The organism is Halobacillus sp. BAB-2008 (assembly GCF_000328325.1).
Classification (GTDB): Bacteria; Bacillota; Bacilli; order Bacillales; family Halobacillaceae; genus Halobacillus.
The window spans coordinates 98,716-119,920 of record NZ_ANPF01000027.1 but is presented as its reverse complement, the minus strand read 5'-3'; the positions used below and the strand labels follow the sequence as shown (position 1 = coordinate 119,920).

The 21,205-nt window shown below is 45.6% G+C and carries 21 protein-coding genes, 1 pseudogene and 1 other annotated feature; of the genes and pseudogenes, 21 read left to right on the top strand and 1 reads right to left on the bottom strand.

The features are described 5' to 3' along the window. Window positions 1–177: 177 nt before the first annotated feature. The 21 genes and pseudogenes from D479_RS07300 (at window position 178) to D479_RS07200 (ending at window position 20,595) form a co-directional block, all read left to right on the top strand. Window positions 178–873: a response regulator transcription factor gene (locus D479_RS07300; RefSeq protein ID WP_008635304.1), complete on the top strand. Its 696-nt coding sequence runs from the start codon at window positions 178–180 to the stop codon at window positions 871–873. Further along, a complete protein-coding gene (locus D479_RS07295; RefSeq protein WP_008635303.1) occupies window positions 874–2,628 on the top strand; it encodes an ATP-binding protein in 1,755 nt (584 codons plus the stop codon). Window positions 2,629–2,823: 195 nt separating this feature from the next. Next, on the top strand, window positions 2,824–3,807 hold the full coding sequence (gene hflK / locus D479_RS07290) for an FtsH protease activity modulator HflK (RefSeq protein WP_008635301.1): 984 nt from the start codon (window positions 2,824–2,826) through the stop codon (window positions 3,805–3,807). Beyond that, window positions 3,804–4,730 carry a protease modulator HflC gene (locus tag D479_RS07285; protein ID WP_008635300.1) on the top strand — a complete coding sequence of 309 codons (927 nt, stop codon included), beginning with the start codon at window positions 3,804–3,806 and terminating at the stop codon, window positions 4,728–4,730. The genes hflK and D479_RS07285 overlap by 4 nt, the downstream gene beginning before the upstream one ends. A gap of 161 nt (window positions 4,731–4,891) precedes the next feature. Continuing rightward, window positions 4,892–7,531, top strand: coding sequence for a DNA polymerase I (polA, locus tag D479_RS07280; RefSeq protein ID WP_008635298.1), 2,640 nt, complete (start codon window positions 4,892–4,894; stop codon window positions 7,529–7,531). 17 nt (window positions 7,532–7,548) lie between these two features. Then, window positions 7,549–8,388, top strand: a complete 840-nt coding sequence (gene mutM, locus D479_RS07275; protein ID WP_008635297.1) for a DNA-formamidopyrimidine glycosylase — start codon at window positions 7,549–7,551, stop codon at window positions 8,386–8,388. A gap of 48 nt (window positions 8,389–8,436) precedes the next feature. Then, window positions 8,437–9,036, top strand: a complete 600-nt coding sequence (gene ytaF / locus D479_RS07270) for a sporulation membrane protein YtaF (protein ID WP_008635295.1) — start codon at window positions 8,437–8,439, stop codon at window positions 9,034–9,036. A gap of 56 nt (window positions 9,037–9,092) precedes the next feature. Continuing rightward, the gene (gene coaE, locus D479_RS07265; protein WP_008635285.1) at window positions 9,093–9,692 is read left to right on the top strand and encodes a dephospho-CoA kinase; all 600 of its coding nucleotides are present in this window, start codon (window positions 9,093–9,095) and stop codon (window positions 9,690–9,692) included. A gap of 131 nt (window positions 9,693–9,823) precedes the next feature. Beyond that, window positions 9,824–10,858, top strand: coding sequence for a glyceraldehyde-3-phosphate dehydrogenase (locus tag D479_RS07260; protein WP_008635284.1), 1,035 nt, complete (start codon window positions 9,824–9,826; stop codon window positions 10,856–10,858). A gap of 246 nt (window positions 10,859–11,104) precedes the next feature. Then, a complete protein-coding gene (gene speD / locus D479_RS07255; protein WP_008635283.1) occupies window positions 11,105–11,482 on the top strand; it encodes an adenosylmethionine decarboxylase in 378 nt (125 codons plus the stop codon). A gap of 153 nt (window positions 11,483–11,635) precedes the next feature. Next, on the top strand, window positions 11,636–12,010 hold the full coding sequence (locus tag D479_RS07250; protein WP_008635282.1) for a hypothetical protein: 375 nt from the start codon (window positions 11,636–11,638) through the stop codon (window positions 12,008–12,010). Between the two features lie 38 nt (window positions 12,011–12,048). Beyond that, complete coding sequence (gene nrdR / locus D479_RS07245) at window positions 12,049–12,513, top strand: transcriptional regulator NrdR (protein ID WP_008635281.1); 465 nt, start codon at window positions 12,049–12,051, stop codon at window positions 12,511–12,513. Window positions 12,514–12,582: 69 nt separating this feature from the next. Beyond that, the gene (locus D479_RS07240; protein ID WP_008635279.1) at window positions 12,583–13,932 is read left to right on the top strand and encodes a DnaD domain protein; all 1,350 of its coding nucleotides are present in this window, start codon (window positions 12,583–12,585) and stop codon (window positions 13,930–13,932) included. Between the two features lie 16 nt (window positions 13,933–13,948). Beyond that, on the top strand, window positions 13,949–14,881 hold the full coding sequence (dnaI, locus tag D479_RS07235) for a primosomal protein DnaI (protein ID WP_008635274.1): 933 nt from the start codon (window positions 13,949–13,951) through the stop codon (window positions 14,879–14,881). A 128-nt stretch (window positions 14,882–15,009) separates the two neighbouring features. Then, the gene (gene ytxC, locus D479_RS07230) at window positions 15,010–15,828 is read left to right on the top strand and encodes a sporulation protein YtxC (protein WP_008635272.1); all 819 of its coding nucleotides are present in this window, start codon (window positions 15,010–15,012) and stop codon (window positions 15,826–15,828) included. Window positions 15,829–16,175: 347 nt separating this feature from the next. Continuing rightward, on the top strand, window positions 16,176–18,119 hold the full coding sequence (gene thrS / locus D479_RS07225) for a threonine--tRNA ligase (protein ID WP_008635270.1): 1,944 nt from the start codon (window positions 16,176–16,178) through the stop codon (window positions 18,117–18,119). A 182-nt stretch (window positions 18,120–18,301) separates the two neighbouring features. After that, window positions 18,302–18,422: a sequence feature (ribosomal protein L20 leader region), on the top strand. Between the two features lie 84 nt (window positions 18,423–18,506). Then, window positions 18,507–19,011 (top strand): annotated as a pseudogene (gene infC / locus D479_RS07220) (translation initiation factor IF-3). 32 nt (window positions 19,012–19,043) lie between these two features. Further along, window positions 19,044–19,241, top strand: coding sequence for a 50S ribosomal protein L35 (gene rpmI / locus D479_RS07215; RefSeq protein WP_008635267.1), 198 nt, complete (start codon window positions 19,044–19,046; stop codon window positions 19,239–19,241). Window positions 19,242–19,273: 32 nt separating this feature from the next. Then, complete coding sequence (gene rplT / locus D479_RS07210; protein ID WP_008635265.1) at window positions 19,274–19,630, top strand: 50S ribosomal protein L20; 357 nt, start codon at window positions 19,274–19,276, stop codon at window positions 19,628–19,630. Between the two features lie 76 nt (window positions 19,631–19,706). Then, window positions 19,707–19,988 (top strand): DUF1294 domain-containing protein, encoded by a 282-nt coding sequence (locus tag D479_RS07205; RefSeq protein WP_008635263.1) that lies wholly within the window; start codon window positions 19,707–19,709, stop codon window positions 19,986–19,988. 34 nt (window positions 19,989–20,022) lie between these two features. Then, window positions 20,023–20,595, top strand: a complete 573-nt coding sequence (locus D479_RS07200; RefSeq protein WP_008635262.1) for a VTT domain-containing protein — start codon at window positions 20,023–20,025, stop codon at window positions 20,593–20,595. Between the two features lie 103 nt (window positions 20,596–20,698). Here the strand turns inward: D479_RS07200 and D479_RS07195 are convergent, their stop codons facing one another. Continuing rightward, window positions 20,699–21,106 (bottom strand): hypothetical protein, encoded by a 408-nt coding sequence (locus D479_RS07195; RefSeq protein ID WP_008635260.1) that lies wholly within the window; start codon window positions 21,104–21,106, stop codon window positions 20,699–20,701. Window positions 21,107–21,205: the final 99 nt, after the last annotated feature.

Below are 21,205 nucleotides of genomic sequence, written 5' to 3'. Positions count from 1 at the left end.
CGATGTCTTGCTATTCTCATCAAGACAGAAAGAGCAGCCTTTACATGGCTGCTCTTTCTTTTTGAGTATAAAAGGTGTCAAAGAGTATATTAAGATTAAGTAAAGTTTGTAAGGATCTGTATTCAAAATGTAAACTTCGTTGTATGATGAAGAAAAATGCTGGTTGGGGTGAGGGTTTTGGAACAAAAAATATTGATAGTGGATGATGAAGAATCGATTGTGACTTTATTGAAATATAACATAGAGCAGGCCGGTTATGTGACGGAGGTTGCTTACTCCGGTACCGAAGCTTTGGAAAAAGCATCGAATACGGCGTTCGACTTTATTGTTCTGGATATCATGCTGCCGGGTATGGATGGGATGGAAGTTTGCAAGCAGCTGAGGCAAAAGCAGGTACAAACACCAATCCTTATGCTGACGGCCAAAGATGATGAGTTTGATAAAGTCCTGGGACTGGAACTCGGGGCGGATGATTACTTGACGAAACCATTCAGTCCGCGGGAAGTAGTTGCCCGAATAAAAGCAATTTTAAGAAGGATGGACAGGGATACACCAACCCAGGTATATGATGAAATAAAGGTAGGCAGCTTATCAATCTACCCTGAACAATACGAAGCGACTATGAACGGGGAAGCATTGACGTGTACACCTAAAGAATTTGAACTACTTCTGCACCTGGCTAAGAATCTGGGCAGAGTTTTGTCGAGAGATCAGCTGTTACGTTCTGTTTGGAATTACGATTTTGCGGGAGATACACGGATCGTTGATGTCCATGTGAGTCATCTGAGAGAGAAAATTGAGCCGGATACGAAAAAGCCGGTCTATATTAAAACCATCCGTGGGCTCGGCTATAAAATGGAGGAACCGAAGTAAATGTCCTCCAGTACTCGTCCGCTTTTGACGTATGCGATTTTAATTGTCATCGTCATGATCGGTTTAGGCGTGTTGCTGGCTCAGTTGACCAGGGGATACTTCGTCAATATTCTGGAAGACAGGGTGGAAGTGGAGAGCCGCTATTTTGTAACGTATTTGGAGAGCTTTACAGAAAATAGTGAGGTATCTCGGGATGAGTTGGAAGAATTTAGTTCACAATTAGACACCGGCATCGTCTTTCTGGATGAGTCAGAGGAGATTATTATCGATACCGTTGACGCCGTAGACTCTATTTCCAATGCGGAGAAGGAAAAGATTCTTTCAGCTGTTCCTTCAAATGGAGAAATAAGCAACAGCGGTCGTCTGATAGGGGATGTTTTCTTCTACCCTACTACTATTGAAGTAAGCAACTTGGAAGGCACACTCGTGCTGCTTTCACCAGTCGATTCATTATCAAGCATTACACGGAATATATGGCTCCTGATCAGCTGTACGATGTTTCTCGGCCTCTTGGTCATCTTTATCATAGGATTTAATGTGTTTGGTAAGTATGTTCGGCCGATAAGGGCGGCCACTACTGCTGCGAAAAAGCTGGCTAAAGGGGATTACCGGGCTCGAACATATGAAGGTTACTTCGGTGAAGCGGGAGAACTTAGTCAGGCAATCAATATCCTTGCCCGCAATCTTCAAGAAGTGAACCAGACGAAAGGCATGCAGGAAAATCAGCTGGAGGCTGTTATCAATCACATGGGGAACGGCTTAGTGCTGATAGACGAAAAAGGCTATATTCTTTTGCAGAATCGTGCGTTCCTTGAAACTTTCGGTGGTGAAAAACAGCAATATGTAGGCTACCTGTACCATGATGCGATCCCATATACGGCGATACATGAAACGGTGCAGCGTGTATATATGTTTGAAGAAACCGTGAGAGAGACCTTCGTTCTTCCGGTTAACATAAGCAGAAAGCACTTGGAGGTTACCGGTGCACCAATTTTGAGTGAGGACCAGAAATGGAAGGGTGTCGTTCTTGTCTTCCATGATATAACAGACTTAAAGCAGTTAGAACAGACAAGGAAGGACTTCGTAGCCAATGTCTCTCATGAACTGAAAACTCCGATTACATCCATTCGTGGATTTTCGGAGACCCTTTTAGATGGAGCGATGAAAGATGAGCAGATGCTGGAGCAGTTTTTGAGGATTATCCTGAAGGAAAGTGGCCGGCTGCAGTCCTTGATCCAAGACTTATTGGACCTTTCTAAGCTCGAACGCGAAGACTTTCACTTGAATATTGAACAGGTAGATGTCGGTCGGCTGTTCCAGGACTTAGGTCCGATTGTCGAACAGCATGCTGGAAGAAAAGGGAACATTTTATCTATGGATTGGAAAGACGGAGTTCTCATCGAAGGTGATTCAAGCCGGCTTAAGCAAGTATTTATGAATCTGATCACCAATGCTGTCAACTACACACCAGAAGGCGGCCGGGTAGCACTTTCCGTGGAGGAGCAGGAGGAATCCGTCACCGTAATTATATCGGATACGGGTGTGGGAATTCCTGAGTCGGAAATATCGCGGATTTTCGAAAGGTTTTACCGGGTGGATAAAGCAAGAAGCAGAAATTCCGGGGGGACCGGTCTCGGGCTTGCCATTGTGAAGCATATTATTGAAGCTCATCGTGGAAATATCCGCGTGGAAAGTGCTGTCGATGAAGGAACGACTTTTTATGTAGAAATACCGAAGAAGTTTACGGAAAATTAATACAAGCATAAGATTACTTTAACAATATCTAGATATAATACCAGTGAAACCCTTTCATCCAAGGTGTTTTCTCTTTTAAGCAGAAGCTTCCCTCGCTTCTGCTTTTTTTGTAATTTTTGGTAAAAATATACTAGTTTTGAAACCTTTTTGTAACAAAAACGTAACTAAAATATACATAGGTGAGGGGGATTCCGGATGAGTATGAAGCAGTTCTATACATGGGTTGGTCTCGGACTGGCCGGATGTCTATTAATTCTTGTACTTATTACTACGTGGTACACGGTGGATGAGTCGGAGCAGGCGGTCGTTTTAACCTTCGGTAAGGCGGAAGAAGGGGTCATCGAACCAGGACTTCATTTCAAGATGCCGTGGCCGATACAAGAGGTCGAAAAATTATCGAAGGAAACGTTCAGTCTGGACTTCGGTTTTAATGATGGAGAAGAGGCAGATAAAGTTACGATGATTACAGGGGATGACATGATCGTACAGGCAGACCTTGTCGTTCAATGGAAGATTACCGAGCCCACTGGGTACTTATTCGCGTCCGAAGATCCGGAGCAGGTACTTTTCAATGCCACCTCTTCTTCGTTAAGAGGGGTAATCGGAAGCAGCCAAATTGATGAGGCGCTTACTTCCGGGAAAGCCGAGATTGAGAACCAAGTGCGTGAAAATCTCGTTTCCTTGATGGATCAATACGATGTCGGCATCTCGATCATTGATGTCCGTCTGCAGGAGGTGGATCTGCCGAATGAAGAAGTGAGAGAAGCTTTCACGAAAGTTACAGATGCCAGAGAACAAAAACAAAGCAAAGTCAACGAAGCGGAGAAGTATGCCAATCAGATGAGAGAGGAAGCGCTCGGGGAGAAAGATGCAATTATTCAACGTGCCGAAGGGGATAAGGTAGAACGAATCCAAAATGCAAACGGGGCCGTTTCCAGGTTCGAGGCTTTATTATCGGAGTATGAAAGTCACGAAAATATCACCAAAGACCGGCTGGTCATGGAGACGTTGGAAAGTGTATTACCGGACGCAAACGTATATATTATGAACGACGATGGGGATACCATGAAGCATTTGCCGCTACAGCAGCAACCGGTCCTTGATGGGTCTGTCCAACAGGAGAAAAAGCAGGAGCAAAGTCCGGAAGCGGATCAGTCTGAAGAGGAGGGTGCATCTTGACGGACGATATATTTGACGAAAAGAAAACGAAGAATAGAGATATAAGGAAATACGTGAAGGCGGGGGTTGCTCTGCTTGTCATCATCTTTCTTCTCTTAACAGGAATAAGCTCTGTTGTTATTGCGAAGGAAGGGGAGTACAAAGTAGTCCGGCAATTTGGTGATATTGTGAAGATCCATGAAACACCCGGACTCAAATTCAAGGTTCCTTTCGTTCAGGAAGTATCGACATTGTCAAAAAAGAAGATGGTGTACGACGTAGAAGAGAAAGAGATTACCACATTGGATAAAAAGCGTATGATCATCGACAATTACGCCGTTTGGAGCATTGAAGATCCGGAGAGAATGATTGCCAATGCCAGGACGGTAATCGGTGCGGAAGCAAGAATGGGTGAGTTCATCTTCTCCATTGTCCGCTCGGAGCTTGGAAAGATGGACTTTTCGGAAATTATTAACGAAGAAGAGAGTTCCCGAGGTGTGCTCAATGATGAAATTACATCGAAAGTAAATGAATATCTGGCTCGTGACAACTATGGAATTGTCGTGGACGACGTCCGGATTAAACGGTCGGACCTTCCCGAATCGAATGAAGCAGCTGTCTTCAACCAAATGATTACGGACAGAGAAAAGATAGCGCAACAGTATTTGTCGGAGGGGGAAGCGGATAAGAGCAGAATCAGGGCGGAAGTCGACAGGGAAGTACAGGAGATGTTGTCGACAGCCAGAGCAAATGCAGAGAAAATCCGTTCGGAAGGAGAGCAGCAGGCAGCGGCTGTTTACAATGAATCTTTCTCCAAAGACCCTGAGTTTTACCGACTCTACCGAACCCTTGAATCCTATGAAACGACAATTGATGGAGAAACGACGATTATTCTCCCTCAGGATTCTCCTTATACCGATCTCTTGCAGGGTTATATCGAATAACAGGAAGGTGGCGTCTTTTTCTTCTCTGCTATAAACATGGTAGAATGAAGAAAAAGGCGTTTTATTCATGCCCATGGGGTAACATAGGATGGAGATGACAGGACGAATGACGTCGCCCCCTGTGATCCCGGATCGCCGTTTTTAAGAATAGGAGTGAGTTCATGGCTGAGAAGGTCATTTTAATTGATGGAAATAGTATAGCTTACCGGGCATTCTTCGCTCTCCCTTTACTGAACAATGATAAGGGAGTTTATACGAACGCTGTCTATGGTTTTACGACGATGCTGCTAAAAATACTGGAAGAAGATAAACCGGATCATTTACTTGTTGCATTTGATGCAGGGAAGACCACGTTCCGCCATGCTACGTATAAAGAATACAAGGGCGGCCGTCAGAAGACACCGCCGGAGCTCTCGGAACAGTTTCCTGTACTGAAAGAACTGCTCGAGACATTCGGGGTTCACAGTTACCAGCTGCAAAATTATGAGGCGGATGATATCATCGGTACGCTTGCCACAGAAGCCGGCGAGAAGGGAATGGATGTCCAAGTCATTTCCGGTGACAAAGACCTGCTGCAATTGGTCAACGAACAGATTACGGTCCGTCTTACGAAGAAGGGGATTACAAATGTCGATACATATACGCCTTCTTTCCTTCTGGACAAAATGGAGGTCAGACCGGATCAGATCATTGATTTAAAAGCGCTTATGGGAGACAGCTCTGATAATATCCCCGGAGTACCGGGTGTCGGTGAAAAAACAGCGGTCAAGTTGTTGAAGCAGTTTGAAACGCTCGAGAACCTGTATGAGAACATAGATCAGGTGAGCGGGAAGAAGCTGAAAGAAAAATTGGAGGACAATAAGGAAGAAGCTTTCATGAGTAAGCAGCTTGTGACGATTGAGAGACAAGCGCCGATTGAAGTGGGTCTTAAGGATATTGCGTATGAGGGATATCCCTCCCAAGCAGTCAGTAACTTCTTTAAAGACCTTGGATTTCAATCCCTGCTTTCCCGCATTCAAGGGGAAGAAGGAGAATCCGAAGCGAAGACGGAACTTCCCGATATAGAAGTGGAAGTGATAGAAGAGCTGAAAGAAGAAATGTTTACGGGCAGGGAAGCGCTTGTGGTGGAAATGCTTTACGAGAATTATCACACGGCTCCCATAGAGGCCATTGCTATAGTCAATGAGGAGAAGAAATATGTCCTGACTCTCGAGCAGGCGGTTAAATCCCCGGTCTTCAAAAAATGGGCTGAGGATGACACACGGGAGAAATGGGTGTTCGATGCCAAGAGAACGCTTGTAGCGATGCTTCGGTATGGAATTGAATTGAAAGGAATTACCTTCGATTTACTTTTAGCTTCTTATTTGATCAATCCTTCTGAGAACAATCACGACATCCCGGCTGTCGCACACAGACTTGGGGAGGCGGAAGTGAACTATGATGAAGAAGTGTACGGAAAGGGTGCGAAGCTGAAGCGTCCGGATGAAGATCGTACGTTCTACGAACATATCAGCAGGAAAGCATCTGCCCTATACCATATGAAGAGTAAAATGGAGGAGCAGCTCGTCCAAAATGAACAGTTTAACCTCTACAATGATTTGGAAATGCCGCTTGCGCTGATCCTTGGCAGAATGGAACACAGGGGTGTCCGTGTGGATGTTGGTCGTTTGGAAGAGATGGGAGAAGAACTGGAGGCACGCTTAAACAAGGTGGAGGAAGAAATTTATGAACTTGCCGGTGAGCCGTTTAACCTCAATTCGCCTAAACAGCTCGGCCCTATTCTGTTCGAAAAGCTCGAACTTCCCGTCATTAAGAAAACGAAAACGGGGTATTCCACTTCGGCGGATGTATTGGAGCAGTTGGAAGACAAGCATCCAATCATTACGAAAATATTGTTGAATCGTCAATTAAGGAAGTTGAAATCGACCTATATCGAAGGCCTTCTGAAGGTTGTTCACAAGGATACACACAAAATTCATACCCGCTTTAATCAAGCTCTCACACAAACAGGTCGGTTGAGCTCGACGGATCCAAACCTTCAGAACATTCCAATCCGCCTGGAAGAAGGACGGAAAATCCGTCAGGCCTTCATCCCTTCAGAAGAAGGATGGGTGATGTTCGCAAGTGACTATTCCCAAATTGAACTGCGTGTTCTTGCTCATATTGCCCAGGACGAAAAGTTAATTGAGGCGTTCCGTGGAGGCGAGGATATTCATACACAAACGGCTAGTGAAGTGTTTGGAGTTGCGCCGGAAGAAGTTACGAGTAATATGAGGAGACAGGCGAAAGCGGTCAATTTCGGAATCGTTTATGGAATCAGTGATTACGGCTTGTCTCAGAGCCTTGGCATCACGAGGAAGGATGCTCAGGCGTTTATTGATAAGTATTTCGAATCCTATCCAGGCGTCAAATCCTATATGGATGAATCGGTTCGTGAGGCTAAGGATACCGGGTACGTGAAGACGTTCATGAACCGGAGACGTTACCTTCCTGACATTAAGAGTCGTAACTTCAATAAACGCGGGTTTGCCGAGCGGACTGCTATGAACACCCCGATCCAGGGGAGCGCAGCCGATATCATCAAGAAGGCGATGGTCGATTTGGAAAAACGCCTCGTGGAAGAAAAACTGGAGGCGAAAGTGTTATTACAGGTACATGATGAATTGATCATTGAAGCACCGAAAGAAGAAATTGAGAAACTGCAGGATTTAGTAGCCTCCGTCATGGAAAGCACCGTGGAACTGGATGTACCTTTGAAGGTGGATTCCTCTTACGGAGATACTTGGTACGATGCAAAGTAAGTGAGGAGAATGAAAGAATGCCAGAACTACCGGAAGTTGAGACGGTCAGGAGAACGCTCCACCATCTCGCCATTGGAAAAGAAATCGCCTCCGTATCCGTCTATTGGGGGAACATCATCAAACATCCGCAGGATCCAAAGGAATTTGATCGTCTTCTGAGAGGGCAGACGATCAGGGATATCGAGCGAAAGGGGAAGTTTTTGATTTTTCAACTGGATGACCTCTCTCTCGTTTCCCACCTGAGAATGGAAGGGAAATTCGGTGTCTATGAATCCTCGATGGAGAAGCCTAAACATACGCACGTCATTTTCCACTTCACGGACGGCACGGAACTCCGTTATAACGATGTGAGGAAGTTTGGCACGATGCATGCGTTTCGAAAAGGGGAAGAGTCTTCGGTGAAGCCGTTAGTACAGCTTGGACCTGATCCATTTGAGGAAGCATTCACTTTGGATTACTTCTATATGAAACTTATGAAGACGTCCCGTAACATGAAGGCCGTTCTCTTGGATCAATCCATCGTAGCGGGGCTCGGCAACATTTATGTGGATGAGGCACTCTTCCGCGCCAAGGTCCATCCGGAGAGAATAGCGAACACGTTGACACGAGAGGAAGCTGCAAAAGTACGCGAGGCGAGTATTGCTGTTATTCTCGAGGCGATCGAACAGGGGGGTACCACCATTCGCTCCTACTTGAACAGCCAGGGGGAGATCGGTATGTTCCAACAGAAGCTGCGTGTCTATGGAAAACAGGACGAGGATTGTGTGGAGTGCGGGACGCCTATTGAGAAGCGGAAGGTGAGCGGTCGCGGCACCCATATATGCCCAAATTGCCAGCGGCTGGTTGTCTCCGAGTAACCTCAGGTCTGTGAACCCATATCCTGTGTAGCAGGAGGGTGATCGACCTTGAGTATCGGTTTGTTCATTTTTTTGTTTGTGACAGCAGTCAGCATCGACAGCTTTGGAATCGGCTGTGTATTAGGTTTGAAGAAAGTAACCATTGCAAAGAGAGCTGTCCTATCGATCGCTTGTTTGTCCGGTGTTGTGTTTCTGCTTTCCTCCTATTTCGGGCATTTGCTGATCGCTTATGTCTCACCGGAAGTGGCGGAGAAAACGGGAGCATCAGCCCTGATTTTCATAGGTATATTCTTTCTTTGGCAGTTTTTTAAGAAGAGGAAGCCGCAGAAGGAAGATGATTCATGGTTTAAGCCGGCGGAGGTACTGAATGATCCCGTCGCGGCAGATGTGGATCATTCCGGGGGTATCCGGGGGAAAGAAGTGTTTCTCTTGGGTATCGCCTTGTCCCTGGACTCTATCGGAGCGGGAGTAAGCGGAGCTATGATCGGGATGCCTACACTAATGACGTCGTTGTTTATTACACTGGCTACGTTTCTCATGCTGGCAGGCGGTATATGGAGCGGCAGACATTTAAGTGAGAAAGTGGAGAGTATATCCATCCTGCCGGGCGTCCTGCTCATTATCATCGGCTTAATTAAACTTTCATGAGTGTTGGAATAAGAGGAGAGCCATGTCTCTTCTCTATACATAAAGGGGGTCGTGTCATGACTGTTGTCATCGGATTAACCGGCAGTATAGCCAGCGGTAAAAGCACTATCTCTGCTATGTTTAAAGAATTGGGTATCCCGGTTGTAGATGCCGATGTGATATCGAGGAAAGTGGTGGAACCTGGTGAAGCTGCATACACACGTATTGTTGAAGCATTCGGCTCTGATATTTTGTTGGAGGACAGGACGATTGACCGTAAGAAACTCGGGGGCGTTGTCTTCTCCAATGAAGAAAAGCGTAAGGAATTAAACGGCATCGTTCACCCTGAAGTGAGAAAAGAAATGGTTCGTCAACGGGAATGCTATAAGGAAGAAGGACACCGTGCTGTTGTATTGGACATCCCGTTACTTTTTGAAAGCAAGCTGACGGATTATGTCGAGAAGACGTTAGTCGTTTATGTAGAGGAAGAAACGCAGCTCCGACGTTTGATGGAACGTGATCAGTCGACCAGTGAGGATGCAGAAGCAAGAATTGCTTCCCAAATCCCGGTAAAGAAAAAAGCGGCTCTTGCCGATGCGGTCATTGATAATAATGGATCTGTCGAGCAAAGCTTCGACCAATTAAAAGACATACTTCAAAGGTGGAACATCGTATAATAACACGTCGGGATTCCGACGTGTTATTTTTTTGTGAAAAAATGCACTCTTTTATGTAAAAGCGCTTGCAATATGTTATACTGTTTCTGTGAAAAGGGTTAAAAAGTATATCATATATAGGGGGCTGGAACATGGGAAAAACAAAGATTGCCATTAATGGGTTGGGAAGAATTGGCCGTATGGTTTTTAGAAAGGCTGTCATCGATAATTCTGTAGAATTGGTGGCTGTAAACGCCTGTTATCCAGCTGAAACCATTGCTCATATGCTGAAATATGATAGTGTTCACGGTCGATTTGAAGGCAAAATCCAAGCGGCGGAAGGGAATCTTGTCGTCGATGGGAAGGTCATTCGCTTGTGTTCAACACGAGATCCGCATGAGCTGCCGTGGGATGAACTGGGTGTCGATATTGTCATTGAGGCTACCGGCAAATTCAAAACGAAGGATGAAGCGTCCCAACATATCGAAGCAGGAGCAAAAAAAGTCATCATAACAGCTCCCGGTAAAGAAGTAGATGCTACGATTGTTATGGGAGTAAATGAAGATAGTTATGTACCGGAACAGCATCACGTCCTGTCCAATGCTTCTTGTACGACCAACTGTCTTGCTCCTGTTGTAAAAGTATTGGAAGACCAATTTGGTATCGTCAACGGCTTGATGACTACTGTTCACTCTTTTACAAACGATCAGAAGAACCTGGATAATCCACATAAGGACCTCCGCCGCGCCCGGGGCTGTACACAGTCAATTATCCCGACTTCGACAGGGGCTGCAAAAGCATTGGGAGAAGTGATCCCGAGCATGCGGGGGAAACTGAACGGAATGGCGCTGCGGGTGCCTACTCCAAATGTATCCCTTGTTGATCTCGTCGTTGATGTGAAACGCGATGTGACGAGAGAAGAAGTGAATGAGGCGTTTGCTGGTATGGCAAGGTATGAAATGAAAGGAATCTTGGAATTTAATGAGGAGCCGCTCGTTTCCATAGATTATACGACGTCCCCTTCTTCTGCGATCATCGATGGATTGTCCACCCAGGTGATCGAAGAGCGTAAAGTGAAGGTGCTGGCTTGGTATGACAATGAGTGGGGATACTCCTGCCGGGTTGTTGACCTTGCTAAATATGTCGGGAATATGATGCAGCAGGAGAAAGCGGTCCGCGTGTCTTGAGAAAGCACTAGAAAGCATCCCGAATGTATCGTATACTAGGACCCGGTGACTATGGTTTGCTGTATTTGAAATAAATCTTGCAAATTACGGGTAAACCATATATACTTTCTTTTGAACTTCTGAATTTCTTATGTTTTCATGTCTACTCAAAGGGTTAGGACCTCTCAGGACTAACTTTCCCCCATGGTAGTGCATGACTGTTATTTCAGAGGGGAAGAAGTTAATGTACAAAGGGGGATCCTTAATATGGATACAATGGGAAGACACGTAATTGCTGAACTATGGGATTGTAATGAAGAGAAATTGAATGATATGTCGTATATAGAGCAGGTTTTTGTTGATGCTGCTTTGAAAGCGGGAGCAGAAGTAAGAGAGGTCGCTTTTCATAAGTTCGCTCCACACGGGGTGAGCGGAGTGGTCATCATTTCCGAATCGCACTTGACGATTCACAGTTTTCCGGAGCATGGATATGCAAGTATCGATGTCTACACGTGCGGCGACCGTATTGATCCGAACGTTGCAGCCCACTACATCGTTGAAGCACTGGAAGCAGGGAAGAATGAAACCGTGGAAGTGCCGAGAGGGATGGGACCTGTGGAAGTACAGGAATCTCGTGCCCTTTAAAAAGAGAAACGCAGTAAATCAAGCCGCGCAGAGAAGTCTGTGCGGTTTTTTTGTATGGGGTCAACTCTCCTTTGGTAACTGTTATTTCTTATTTTGAAGAATCATGTTAAAATGATGGAAGATCATGTCGAATGGATTGAAGGGGCCAGATAAGTGAAAGCATTTATATCAAGATATATCAGTAATCACTCAGAAACCAGTGAACAGCATAAGGATGAAGAACTTGTCACACACTATTATAAAGCAAAGCGTGATGACGTTTTCCGTGCCGTGGAAGAACTGTTTCCCGCACCCTCACAGATTGTAGCATCCTCGAAGGAACGCGGCGAACTTACGATTAAATATAAAGGGAAAAGGCGTGCTTTCATTGTTGTGACTATCATTATGGTCCGTCCTTTCCGTACCGCTGTTGATTTTTCCGTAACAACGGATTCCGGTGGACCCGTTGATTTCGGATACAGTCGGAACACCATTGTTTCGTTGTATAAGCAGTTGGACAGCCAATTTCAGCCTGTCGATCCATCATAAGCGATGTGGAAACGAAGACGATGTGGAGTTGATCAATTTTGAAATGCCCTAATTGCCACTACAAGAGTACGAAGGTGCTTGATTCGCGGCCGATTGAGGATGGCCAGGCCATACGCAGGCGGAGAGAATGTGAACAGTGTGACTTCCGCTTTACCACGTTTGAACGAATTGAAGAAGTTCCTTTGATTGTAGTGAAAAAAGAAGGCACAAGAGAAGAATTCAGTAGAGAGAAATTGATGCGGGGCTTGATCAGAGCTTGTGAGAAGCGCCCGGTTGCGGTCGAGGAACTGGAAGGTGTGACACTGGACATCGAGAAAGAACTCAGGAACCGCGGCGTCTCGGAAGTGTTGAGTAAAGATATAGGAGAAATGGTCATGGGGCGTCTTTCTGGAATTGACGAAGTCTCTTATGTCCGTTTCGCATCCGTGTATCGACAATTTAAGGACATCAATGTTTTTATTGATGAACTGAAGGATTTAATAAAACACGAAGATGACAAATGAGCCGGCATTGGCTCATTTTCTTTTTCAAGGGAAACCGGGTAATATGAAAGGAAGAAGGAGGTGCGGAAGATGAATCATTCGATAGGGAAGTTACTCCCGGTAGATGGTTTTCGAGTTGTGAAGCGGGGGGAGCTGCCGAGGAATTTTCATCGTTCGTTATCCCATTTGTATCAACCGATCGTCGGTCGTCTGGCGATTTCTTTATATCAGATTTTATTATCGGAGTCTGAAATGAATGCTGCAGAACAAGTACAGACCCACCACACGTTGATGGGCTATCTGTCTGCGCCATTGGATAAGATCTATGAAGCCAGGAAGAAGCTGGAGGCAATCGGCCTTCTGCGTTCTTTCCAGGCAGAAGGGGCTCATGCCGAATACATGTATTACCTGTATCCTCCCTTCTCTGCGGAGGAATTCTTCATGGATGATATGCTCTCCCTTCTGCTTTACCATGAAATCGGACAGCGCAAATATGAAAACTTAAAAGAACGGCTCATCTGCAAAGAGTACGTTCTGGAAGGTTTTGGAGAGGTCACTGCAACTTTCGATCAGGTATTTCATGCGAAAATGCTCGAGACCGTACAGGCCGAGACCACCTCCCTTGCGGATAAGCAGAATCAGAAAGAGAGCCGAGGGCCTGTGACGTCCCAAACGAAAGTGGATTTCGACTGGCTCCATCATGCTCTAAAGAAACGGATGTATCCGAGTGAACAGATTCTTACAGGACGGAATAGAAAGTTAATTCTTCAGCTAGCCACGCTGTATGATTTATCAACGATCGACATTGAAAAAGCCGTGACGTGGGCGATTGATGAAAATCATTATCTCGTAGAAGAAGAATTTAAAGCCGCCTGTCATGATTTTCTGAAGGAAAAGCCTGTCCCGAAGAAGCAGTCTAATATAGATGCTCGAGAAAAAACACAGGACACAGGAGCGGAAGAAAGTGTGAGTAAAGAAGATCAGTTTATTGCCATGCTTGAAAGGAAATCACCAAGGGAACTTCTTGAAGACCTTTCTCAGGGCAACAGGGCATCTGACCAGGATTTGAAGCTGATTCGGGACGTCATGACAGAGCAGGGAATCAACCCCGGGGTCATGAATGTTCTTGTTCACTACGTGCTTTTGAAAACAGATATGAAATTGTCCAAGTCTTATTTGCAGAAAATAGCCGGGCACTGGGCACGGAAAAACGTGACTACTGTGCGTCAGGCGATGAATCTTGCTAAGGCTGAGCATCAGAAGTATCAGCAGTGGGGTCAGCAGAAGTCACAGAGACGTGTGAATACGAAAGAAGAAGTCATTCCGGCTTGGTTCAACAAGGATGCAGGATCCGGTGAGAAAGTTTCTGCTTCGGTTAACGTGGATACGGATGATATCGCTGCACGTATAAGGAAGTTGACAAGCAGAGAGAACGGATGAATGAGGAGGTGGCAGAATGGAACCGATCCAGAAATCATTGAAGAAATGGATGAGAAACAATAAAACCTTTCAAGATCGAATGAACAAAATGAAAGAAGAAGTGCTCCAGTCGGAAGATGTACGGCAGCTGATAGAACACCATCCGGAGTTAACGGAGAAGAGCATGGAGAAGAATCTCATTAAGCTCTATGAGTACCAGTCCCAATCGAAAAACTGTGAAAAGTGTCCGTCACGTGAAGCGTGTATTAATATTCTCCCGGGATACGTGCCGCGTGTGGAAGTAGATGGGCAGGAAGTGAAGCTTGCTTACGATAAGTGCAGCCGACAAAGGAAGCGGGAAGAGCATGAACAGCAAAAGTCACTTGTCCGGAGTCTTCACATGCCGAGGGAGATCTTGGAAGCCTCTCTTTCAAGACTGGATCTTCAAGACCCCGACCGCAGTGCGGCAGTGGAACAAACGGTCCGTTATATTGAAAGTCTTTCTGAAGAGCTTCCGAGCAAAGGGTTGTATTTTCATGGACCTTTCGGTGTCGGGAAAACGTATTTTCTCGGAGCTATAGCCAATGAATTGAGCGAAAAGCATATTCCATCCATGGTCATCTACATGCCGGAATTCGTCAGAGAGATGAAAGCGTCTATAAAGGACGATTCCATCAATGATAAAATCAATGCGTTTAAAGAAACCCCCGTATTAATGTTAGATGACATTGGTGCAGAATCACAATCAGCATGGTTCCGGGACGAAGTATTGGGGAGTATTCTTCATTACCGAATGATGGAGAGACTTCCTGTGTTCTTCACATCGAACTACACGATCGATGAGTTGGAGAAAGTCTTGATGACATCCAATCGCGGCGATGTAGATCAAGTGAAGGCGAAGCGGATTACCGAACGAATTCGCCAGCTCAGCGAGAGTGTGTTAGTGACCGGCCGGAACCGAAGAGGGTAACGATGAGGAAAGATGAAGATGGAAATGGCATGATTTCTTCTGGACTGACATAAACATAACAAGGAATAGACGGCGTCGCAGGCGCCTTCTAATACCGTATCGGAAAGTCGGGATGAGGGGGAATCTTGGTGTTTGGCATTCACTTTTCTAATCGCGCGGAAGCGGTTATCTTTTATAATGCAATTGTCACGGAGCAGAGGTTGTGGTTGTTCAAGGAGTACAATGAATTCTATGAAGTCGAGTTGGTCAACGCCTCTCTGAACGGCAAGGCTTACGTCGAGGCAATCCGTTCTTTTCTTCAGGTCATAAGGAAAAGGAAGATGCTTGGTTGGATGGAAGGAGTCCTGAAGCATCGTTACCATTACGAAGATATGGAAGAGATACACCGCATGCTCGAGATCGGACAGGACTTTGAAGCGCATCCCCCGGCAGGTGTAAAGCTTCCGCCCGTTTATCACTATCTGCGCGCCTTCATCCAGGATTATTTGGCCGGGCGGACGTACGTGGAATTTGATGAGATGGCTGCTGCCTGTTTAGAAAACGTTCATGAGTCTGTTATTGAATACACGGGTAAAATCATTGACGAGTACAAGCAGGAGGAGTCCTATCAGTTGATGCTCGATTCCTGGCGGCAGCGTGTCCACCATAAAGATACCGGTGTCCAACTGCTTCATCTCCTGGATGATGGCGGACTGGTTTATTACCATGATGAAGGAAATCCTGTCCGGGATTCGGAAACAACGCTATACAAGAAACAATATCCGGATGCATCCATTTCAGAACTCCCAATCAAGTGGCCGGTCACGACCGCTCTTGTTCATGCCCCTGAACAGTTGATCATATATTCAGATCGATCGCAGGATTCCAACCTGGAGCTCTTGATGAATATTTTTGAAGAAAAAGCATCTTGGAAACCGAAATCGAACTTTCCATTCGACAACGCTTGATTTCCTCTTTGTTAACGGATATAATACCTACATATTAATAAATCAGCATGGAAGAGGACACGAGCGATTAGTGACGCATGACCAGAGAGAGGGGCCTATAGGCTGGAAGCTCCTTCCTGACGGCTACATTGTTTACCACCTCCGAGCTCTGCCTGTGAACAGTTTTTAGTAATGGGCAGCGTTTGATCCGCGTTAAGGATGACGAACGAGCCGCGTACGTCCTGGACGGAAGCGGAAACTAGGGTGGAACCACGAGTGCTAACGCTTGTCCCTTGGCTTATTTTGCCGAGGGATAAGCGTTTTTTGATTTGTCTGCAAGGAAGAAAGTATAGAAGGAGTGTTGGGAAATGGCAACAATTCAAATGAAATTTCCAGATGGTAACGTAAAGGAATTTGAACAAGGAACTACAGGGGAAGCAATTGCCCAGTCTATTTCACCGGGGTTGAAGAAACAGGCGCTGGCTGTCAAATTAGATGGAGAACCTTATGATCTGCGACGTCCGATAAATCAGGATGGATCCATTGAGATTCTGACTTATAAAAACCAGGAAGGCATTGAAATCATGCGTCACTCCACAGCTCACTTGATGGCGCAGGCGATCAAGCGCATTTATGGGGATGTGAAGTTCGGTGTAGGCCCTGTGATTGAGAACGGTTTTTACTATGATATCGATATGGAAGAATCGCTGACGCCGGAAGATCTGCCTAAGATTGAGAAAGAAATGACAAAAATCATTGATGAGAACCTGGAAATTGAGCGCATTGAGGTATCCAGAGAAGAAGCAATCGAGAAGTTTAAAGAGATTGGTGATGACCTTAAATTGGAACTGATCGACGCTATTCCGGAAGGAGAGCAGGTTACCCTTTATCAGCAAGGGGAATTCTTCGATTTGTGCCGCGGGGTTCACGTTCCACAGACGAGCAAAATCAAAGTGTTTAAGCTGTTGAGCATTTCAGGAGCTTACTGGCGCGGGAACAGTGATAACCAGATGCTCCAGCGTATTTACGGGACTGCTTTTGAGAAAAAGGCGCACCTCGATGAGCACTTAAAGATGCTTGAGGAAGCGAAAGAGCGTGACCACCGTAAGTTGGGGAAAGAGCTGGAGATTTTCACAATCAATCAGAAAGTCGGACAAGGTTTGCCGATGTGGCTGCCTAAAGGTTCCACCATTCGTCGCACAATCGAACGTTATATCGTGGATACTGAAGAACGACTCGGTTACGATCACGTCTATACGCCGGTGCTTGGAAGTGTAGATTTGTATAAAACGAGCGGTCACTGGGACCACTATCAGGACGATATGTTCCCGACAATGGAAATGGACAATGAAGACCTCGTTCTCCGCCCGATGAACTGTCCGCACCATATGATGGTTTACAAGAATCAGCTTCATAGTTACCGGAATCTGCCGGTACGTATTGCGGAGCTTGGTACGATGCACCGCTATGAGATGTCTGGAGCTCTTGCCGGCCTTCAACGTGTTCGTGCGATGACGTTGAATGATGCCCATATCTTTGCAAGACCTGACCAGTTGAAAGATGAATTCATGCGTGTCGTTCGACTCGTCCAGGAAGTGTACCGCGATTTCGGTATTGAAGATTATTACTTCCGCTTGTCCTATAGAGATCCAGAAGACAAAGAGAAGTATGTTGACAACGACGCTATGTGGGAAAAAGCACAGGCGATGCTGAAAGAAACAATGGAAGACATGGAACTTGAGTATGTGGAAGCAGAAGGAGAAGCTGCTTTCTATGGTCCGAAGCTTGATGTTCAAGTGAAAACGGCTCTCGGCAAGGATGAGACGCTGTCAACAGTTCAGCTGGACTTCCACCTCCCTGAGCGCTTTGACCTTACGTATGTAGGGGAAGATGGAGCGGATCACCGTCCTGTCGTTATTCACCGTGGAGTCGTATCCACGATGGAGCGCTTCGTTGCTTTCCTTATTGAGGAATACAAAGGTGTCTTCCCAACCTGGCTTGCTCCTGTTCAGGCGAAAATCATTCCGGTTTCTGCAGATGCGCATCTGGAATATTCTAAGAAGCTTGAGGATGAACTCCGTGAAGCCGGCATTCGTGTCGAGGTGGATGAGCGCAATGAGAAGATCGGATATAAGATAAGAGAAGCACAAATGCAGAAAATTCCGTTCCAGCTTGTTGTCGGAGACCGTGAGATGGAAGAGAATGCAGTGAACGTCCGCCGATACGGCCAACAGAATTCAGAAACGAAACCACTGGAGCAGTTCAAATCTGAAATTCGTAACGAAATCGATCAAAAGCTGCTCCGTAAGTAATGCCAAAGAGATCGGAAGTGTCTGCTTCCGGTCTCTTCTTCCTTTCCAGATGGGAAAAAGCTCTTGATTTTTCTTCGTCTTTCCCTTATCCTAGGAAAGGTAGTCATGAAGACACCTCGTTAGGTGTTGACATGTACCATCAGGCATGCTATTATTATTTAGGTAACTGAATGAACGGATCTAGAGACAAGTAGAAGCACCCGCTTCTCACCTGATCGACGCGTAAGCAGTTGGCAGGTCACTATTCCTTTGATTTATTAGGAGACGTGTGGGTGCAGTATGTGCCGACACTTTTTTTATTTGCAACAGGAAATCTCTTGTCGATGACAGATCTCATACAAGTTTTCTAAAATATGTTGGAGGTGGCTCGATATTAGCAAGGATAACATGAACGTTAATGAAAAAATCCGTGCCCGTGAAGTTCGTCTGATCGATGTGAATGGGGAGCAGCTTGGAGTTAAATCCCGTAACGAAGCCCTGGATATTGCTGCAAATGCAAATCTTGATCTCGTTATGGTGGCGCCAAATGCGAAGCCTCCGGTTTGCCGAGTGATGGACTACGGAAAGTATCGCTTCGAGCAGCAGAAGAAAGAAAAAGAAGCTCGTAAGAAACAAACCGTCATCAAAGTCAAGGAAGTTCAGTCTCAGCCCTGGGATCGAAGACCATGACTTTAACACGAAACTGCGTAACGCACGCAAGTTCCTCGAAAAAGGTGACAAAGTGAAAGCATCTGTCCGTTTCCGCGGTCGTGCAATCACACACAAAGAACTTGGACAGAAAGTACTCGAACGCCTTGCCGAAGAGTGCAAAGATATTGCCCAAGTTGAGACCAAGCCTAAAATGGAAGGTCGCAGTATGTTCTTAATGCTTGCTCCTCTAGGCGAGAAGTAAGTATGTGTATCAAGTAAAAGGAGGAAATTCACATGCCAAAAATGAAAACCCATAAAGGTTCTCAAAAACGCTTCAAAAAAACCGGAACAGGTAAGGTGAAACGTTCTCACGCTTACACTAGCCACTTGTTCGCAAACAAATCTACGAAACAAAAGCGTAAGCTACGTAAAGATGCATTGGTTTCTGCTGGAGATTATCGCCGCATCAAGCACATGCTTCCAAAAGACTAATAACGATATCGATTTAATCAGGAGGGATTATTATGCCACGAGTTAAAGGTGGAACAGTGACACGTCAACGTCGTAACCGTGTCCTTAAACTAGCAAAAGGTTATTATGGTTCTAAACACGCACTATTCAAAACAGCTAAGCAACAAGTAATGAAATCCGGTCAGTACGCTTACCGTGACCGTCGTCAGAAGAAACGCGACTTCCGTAAGCTTTGGATCGCACGTATTAACGCTGCGGCTCGTTTGAACGATATTTCTTACAGCCGTCTAATGCACGGTTTGAAACTTGCGGGTATCGAAATGAACCGTAAGATGCTTGCAGACCTAGCTATCAACGATGCTCAAGCTTTCTCTGCACTTGCAGAGCAGGCAAAAGCAGCACTTAAATAAAAAAGATTGCAGAAGAGTCATTTCCGTTCGGTAGGAAATGACTTTTTTATATAAAAAGATAAAGGGGGTACATTCTATGGGTTTTCTGGGTGCTTTATTTATCGTTTGGGGGAGCATGAGTATCTGGCTGTTTCTCTTAATGGGGTCGGATAAGAAGAGAGCAGTGAAGCAGGCATGGAGGACCCGGGAGCGTACCATTTGGTTACTAGCAGTCCTTGGCGGTGCACTTGGCGGCTGGGCAGGAATGAACGTGTTCAGACATAAGACGAAACACCGGGCATTCGCGTTCGGCCTTCCTTTCCTGTCCCTTCTTCACATTGCGGGAGCGGGCTATCTCATCGGTAAGTTCTACCTTTGATTCTCCTGTCATAATATGTAGACAGGGGGATGAAATGGGCGAGATAACAACATCCGTATTGGCATGGTTGGAACAGCAGGAAGCTTGGGCACCGCTCTTATTCATCGGTATTCATTTACTGCGTCCATTCTTATTTCTGCCTGTTATGCTTGTATGCATCACAGGCGGGGTACTATTCGGACCAATTGCCGGCACCGCTTATTCCGTGATCGGGACAATGTTATCCAGTCTGGTTTTTTACAAAATGATCCGCATCTTACCATCAGGATTGAAGAAACTTAAACGTGTGAAGGAGAAATGGCTGAAGAAACAAACCAACCTTTCGGTAAAGCAGGTGGCGGTTCTTCGACTTGTCCCGTTTATTCATTTTCATCTACTATCCTACTGTCTCTTGGAAATCAGTTCGGATTTCAAGGAATATACGAAATCCTCGCTGTTTGCAAATTTTCCGCTGGCAGTGGTTTATACATCGGTAGGTCAATGGATCACTTTGTTGTCTCTTCCAATGATGATTATTTTTTCCGGCGCCCTGATCGGCCTCACTTTCTTGATCAGGAAGAAATACGAAGTGGTGCTCTGGCGTGACTTCTTTCAGCCGGCACCTTAAGAATTCATGGAATATCAGCATGCAGGAAGTTCTTTCTCTCCCATGTGAAAAATCCGACCATTCCTGGTCGGATTCTTTTGGTTGGAGACGCTGTATCGAGCTCTTAGAGCTGTTCGTCATCGTTCCAACGGCTTAGAATAAGGCGGTTCATCGGATACTTCCATTCAATAGTGGCGTACGGGTACCGTATGAGGATTTCCTTCTCCATGAAATAGATATCCTCCCGGTCGAGTCCTTGCAGCCGTTCCGGATGATGTGCGCTGACGCTGATGTTGACGACTTCAAATGCATCTTCGGTTGCCCCCAAGTACTTTTCACCTTCGAAAACCAACCCTTTCCATGTAAGTAGAAAATTTTCCTTGGAATTTTCTTTATTGTCATGGAAGTAGAACTGTTTTTTATCTTTAGCGGTGTCTAGTTTCCTTCGTGGGTTGATGAGGAACTTGTAGGCTGTATAAAGGATGAAGGCGATAGCGACCAATAATAACAAGCGGAACAGGATGATAATCATGTGTATCGACTCCCTATATATAGCATCATAGCTACCATACGATTGTGCATGTCCTTTTGTTTCAAAAAATGATACATTTATTGAAGACAATTTTTGAGT

Excerpts from the sequence above, each read along its gene's own strand:
- D479_RS07295 (WP_008635303.1), top strand. The coding sequence starts at position 874 with ATGTCCTCCAGTACTCGTCCGCTTTTGACGTATGCGATTTTAATTGTC.
- hflK (WP_008635301.1), top strand. The coding sequence starts at position 2,824 with ATGAGTATGAAGCAGTTCTATACATGGGTTGGTCTCGGACTGGCCGGA.
- polA (WP_008635298.1), top strand. The coding sequence starts at position 4,892 with ATGGCTGAGAAGGTCATTTTAATTGATGGAAATAGTATAGCTTACCGG.
- mutM (WP_008635297.1), top strand. The coding sequence starts at position 7,549 with ATGCCAGAACTACCGGAAGTTGAGACGGTCAGGAGAACGCTCCACCAT.
- coaE (WP_008635285.1), top strand. The coding sequence starts at position 9,093 with ATGACTGTTGTCATCGGATTAACCGGCAGTATAGCCAGCGGTAAAAGC.
- D479_RS07260 (WP_008635284.1), top strand. The coding sequence starts at position 9,824 with ATGGGAAAAACAAAGATTGCCATTAATGGGTTGGGAAGAATTGGCCGT.
- speD (WP_008635283.1), top strand. The coding sequence starts at position 11,105 with ATGGATACAATGGGAAGACACGTAATTGCTGAACTATGGGATTGTAAT.
- D479_RS07240 (WP_008635279.1), top strand. The coding sequence starts at position 12,583 with ATGAATCATTCGATAGGGAAGTTACTCCCGGTAGATGGTTTTCGAGTT.
- dnaI (WP_008635274.1), top strand. The coding sequence starts at position 13,949 with ATGGAACCGATCCAGAAATCATTGAAGAAATGGATGAGAAACAATAAA.
- thrS (WP_008635270.1), top strand. The coding sequence starts at position 16,176 with ATGGCAACAATTCAAATGAAATTTCCAGATGGTAACGTAAAGGAATTT.
- rpmI (WP_008635267.1), top strand. The coding sequence starts at position 19,044 with ATGCCAAAAATGAAAACCCATAAAGGTTCTCAAAAACGCTTCAAAAAA.
- rplT (WP_008635265.1), top strand. The coding sequence starts at position 19,274 with ATGCCACGAGTTAAAGGTGGAACAGTGACACGTCAACGTCGTAACCGT.
- D479_RS07205 (WP_008635263.1), top strand. The coding sequence starts at position 19,707 with ATGGGTTTTCTGGGTGCTTTATTTATCGTTTGGGGGAGCATGAGTATC.
- D479_RS07200 (WP_008635262.1), top strand. The coding sequence starts at position 20,023 with ATGGGCGAGATAACAACATCCGTATTGGCATGGTTGGAACAGCAGGAA.
- D479_RS07195 (WP_008635260.1), bottom strand. The coding sequence starts at position 21,106 with ATGATTATCATCCTGTTCCGCTTGTTATTATTGGTCGCTATCGCCTTC.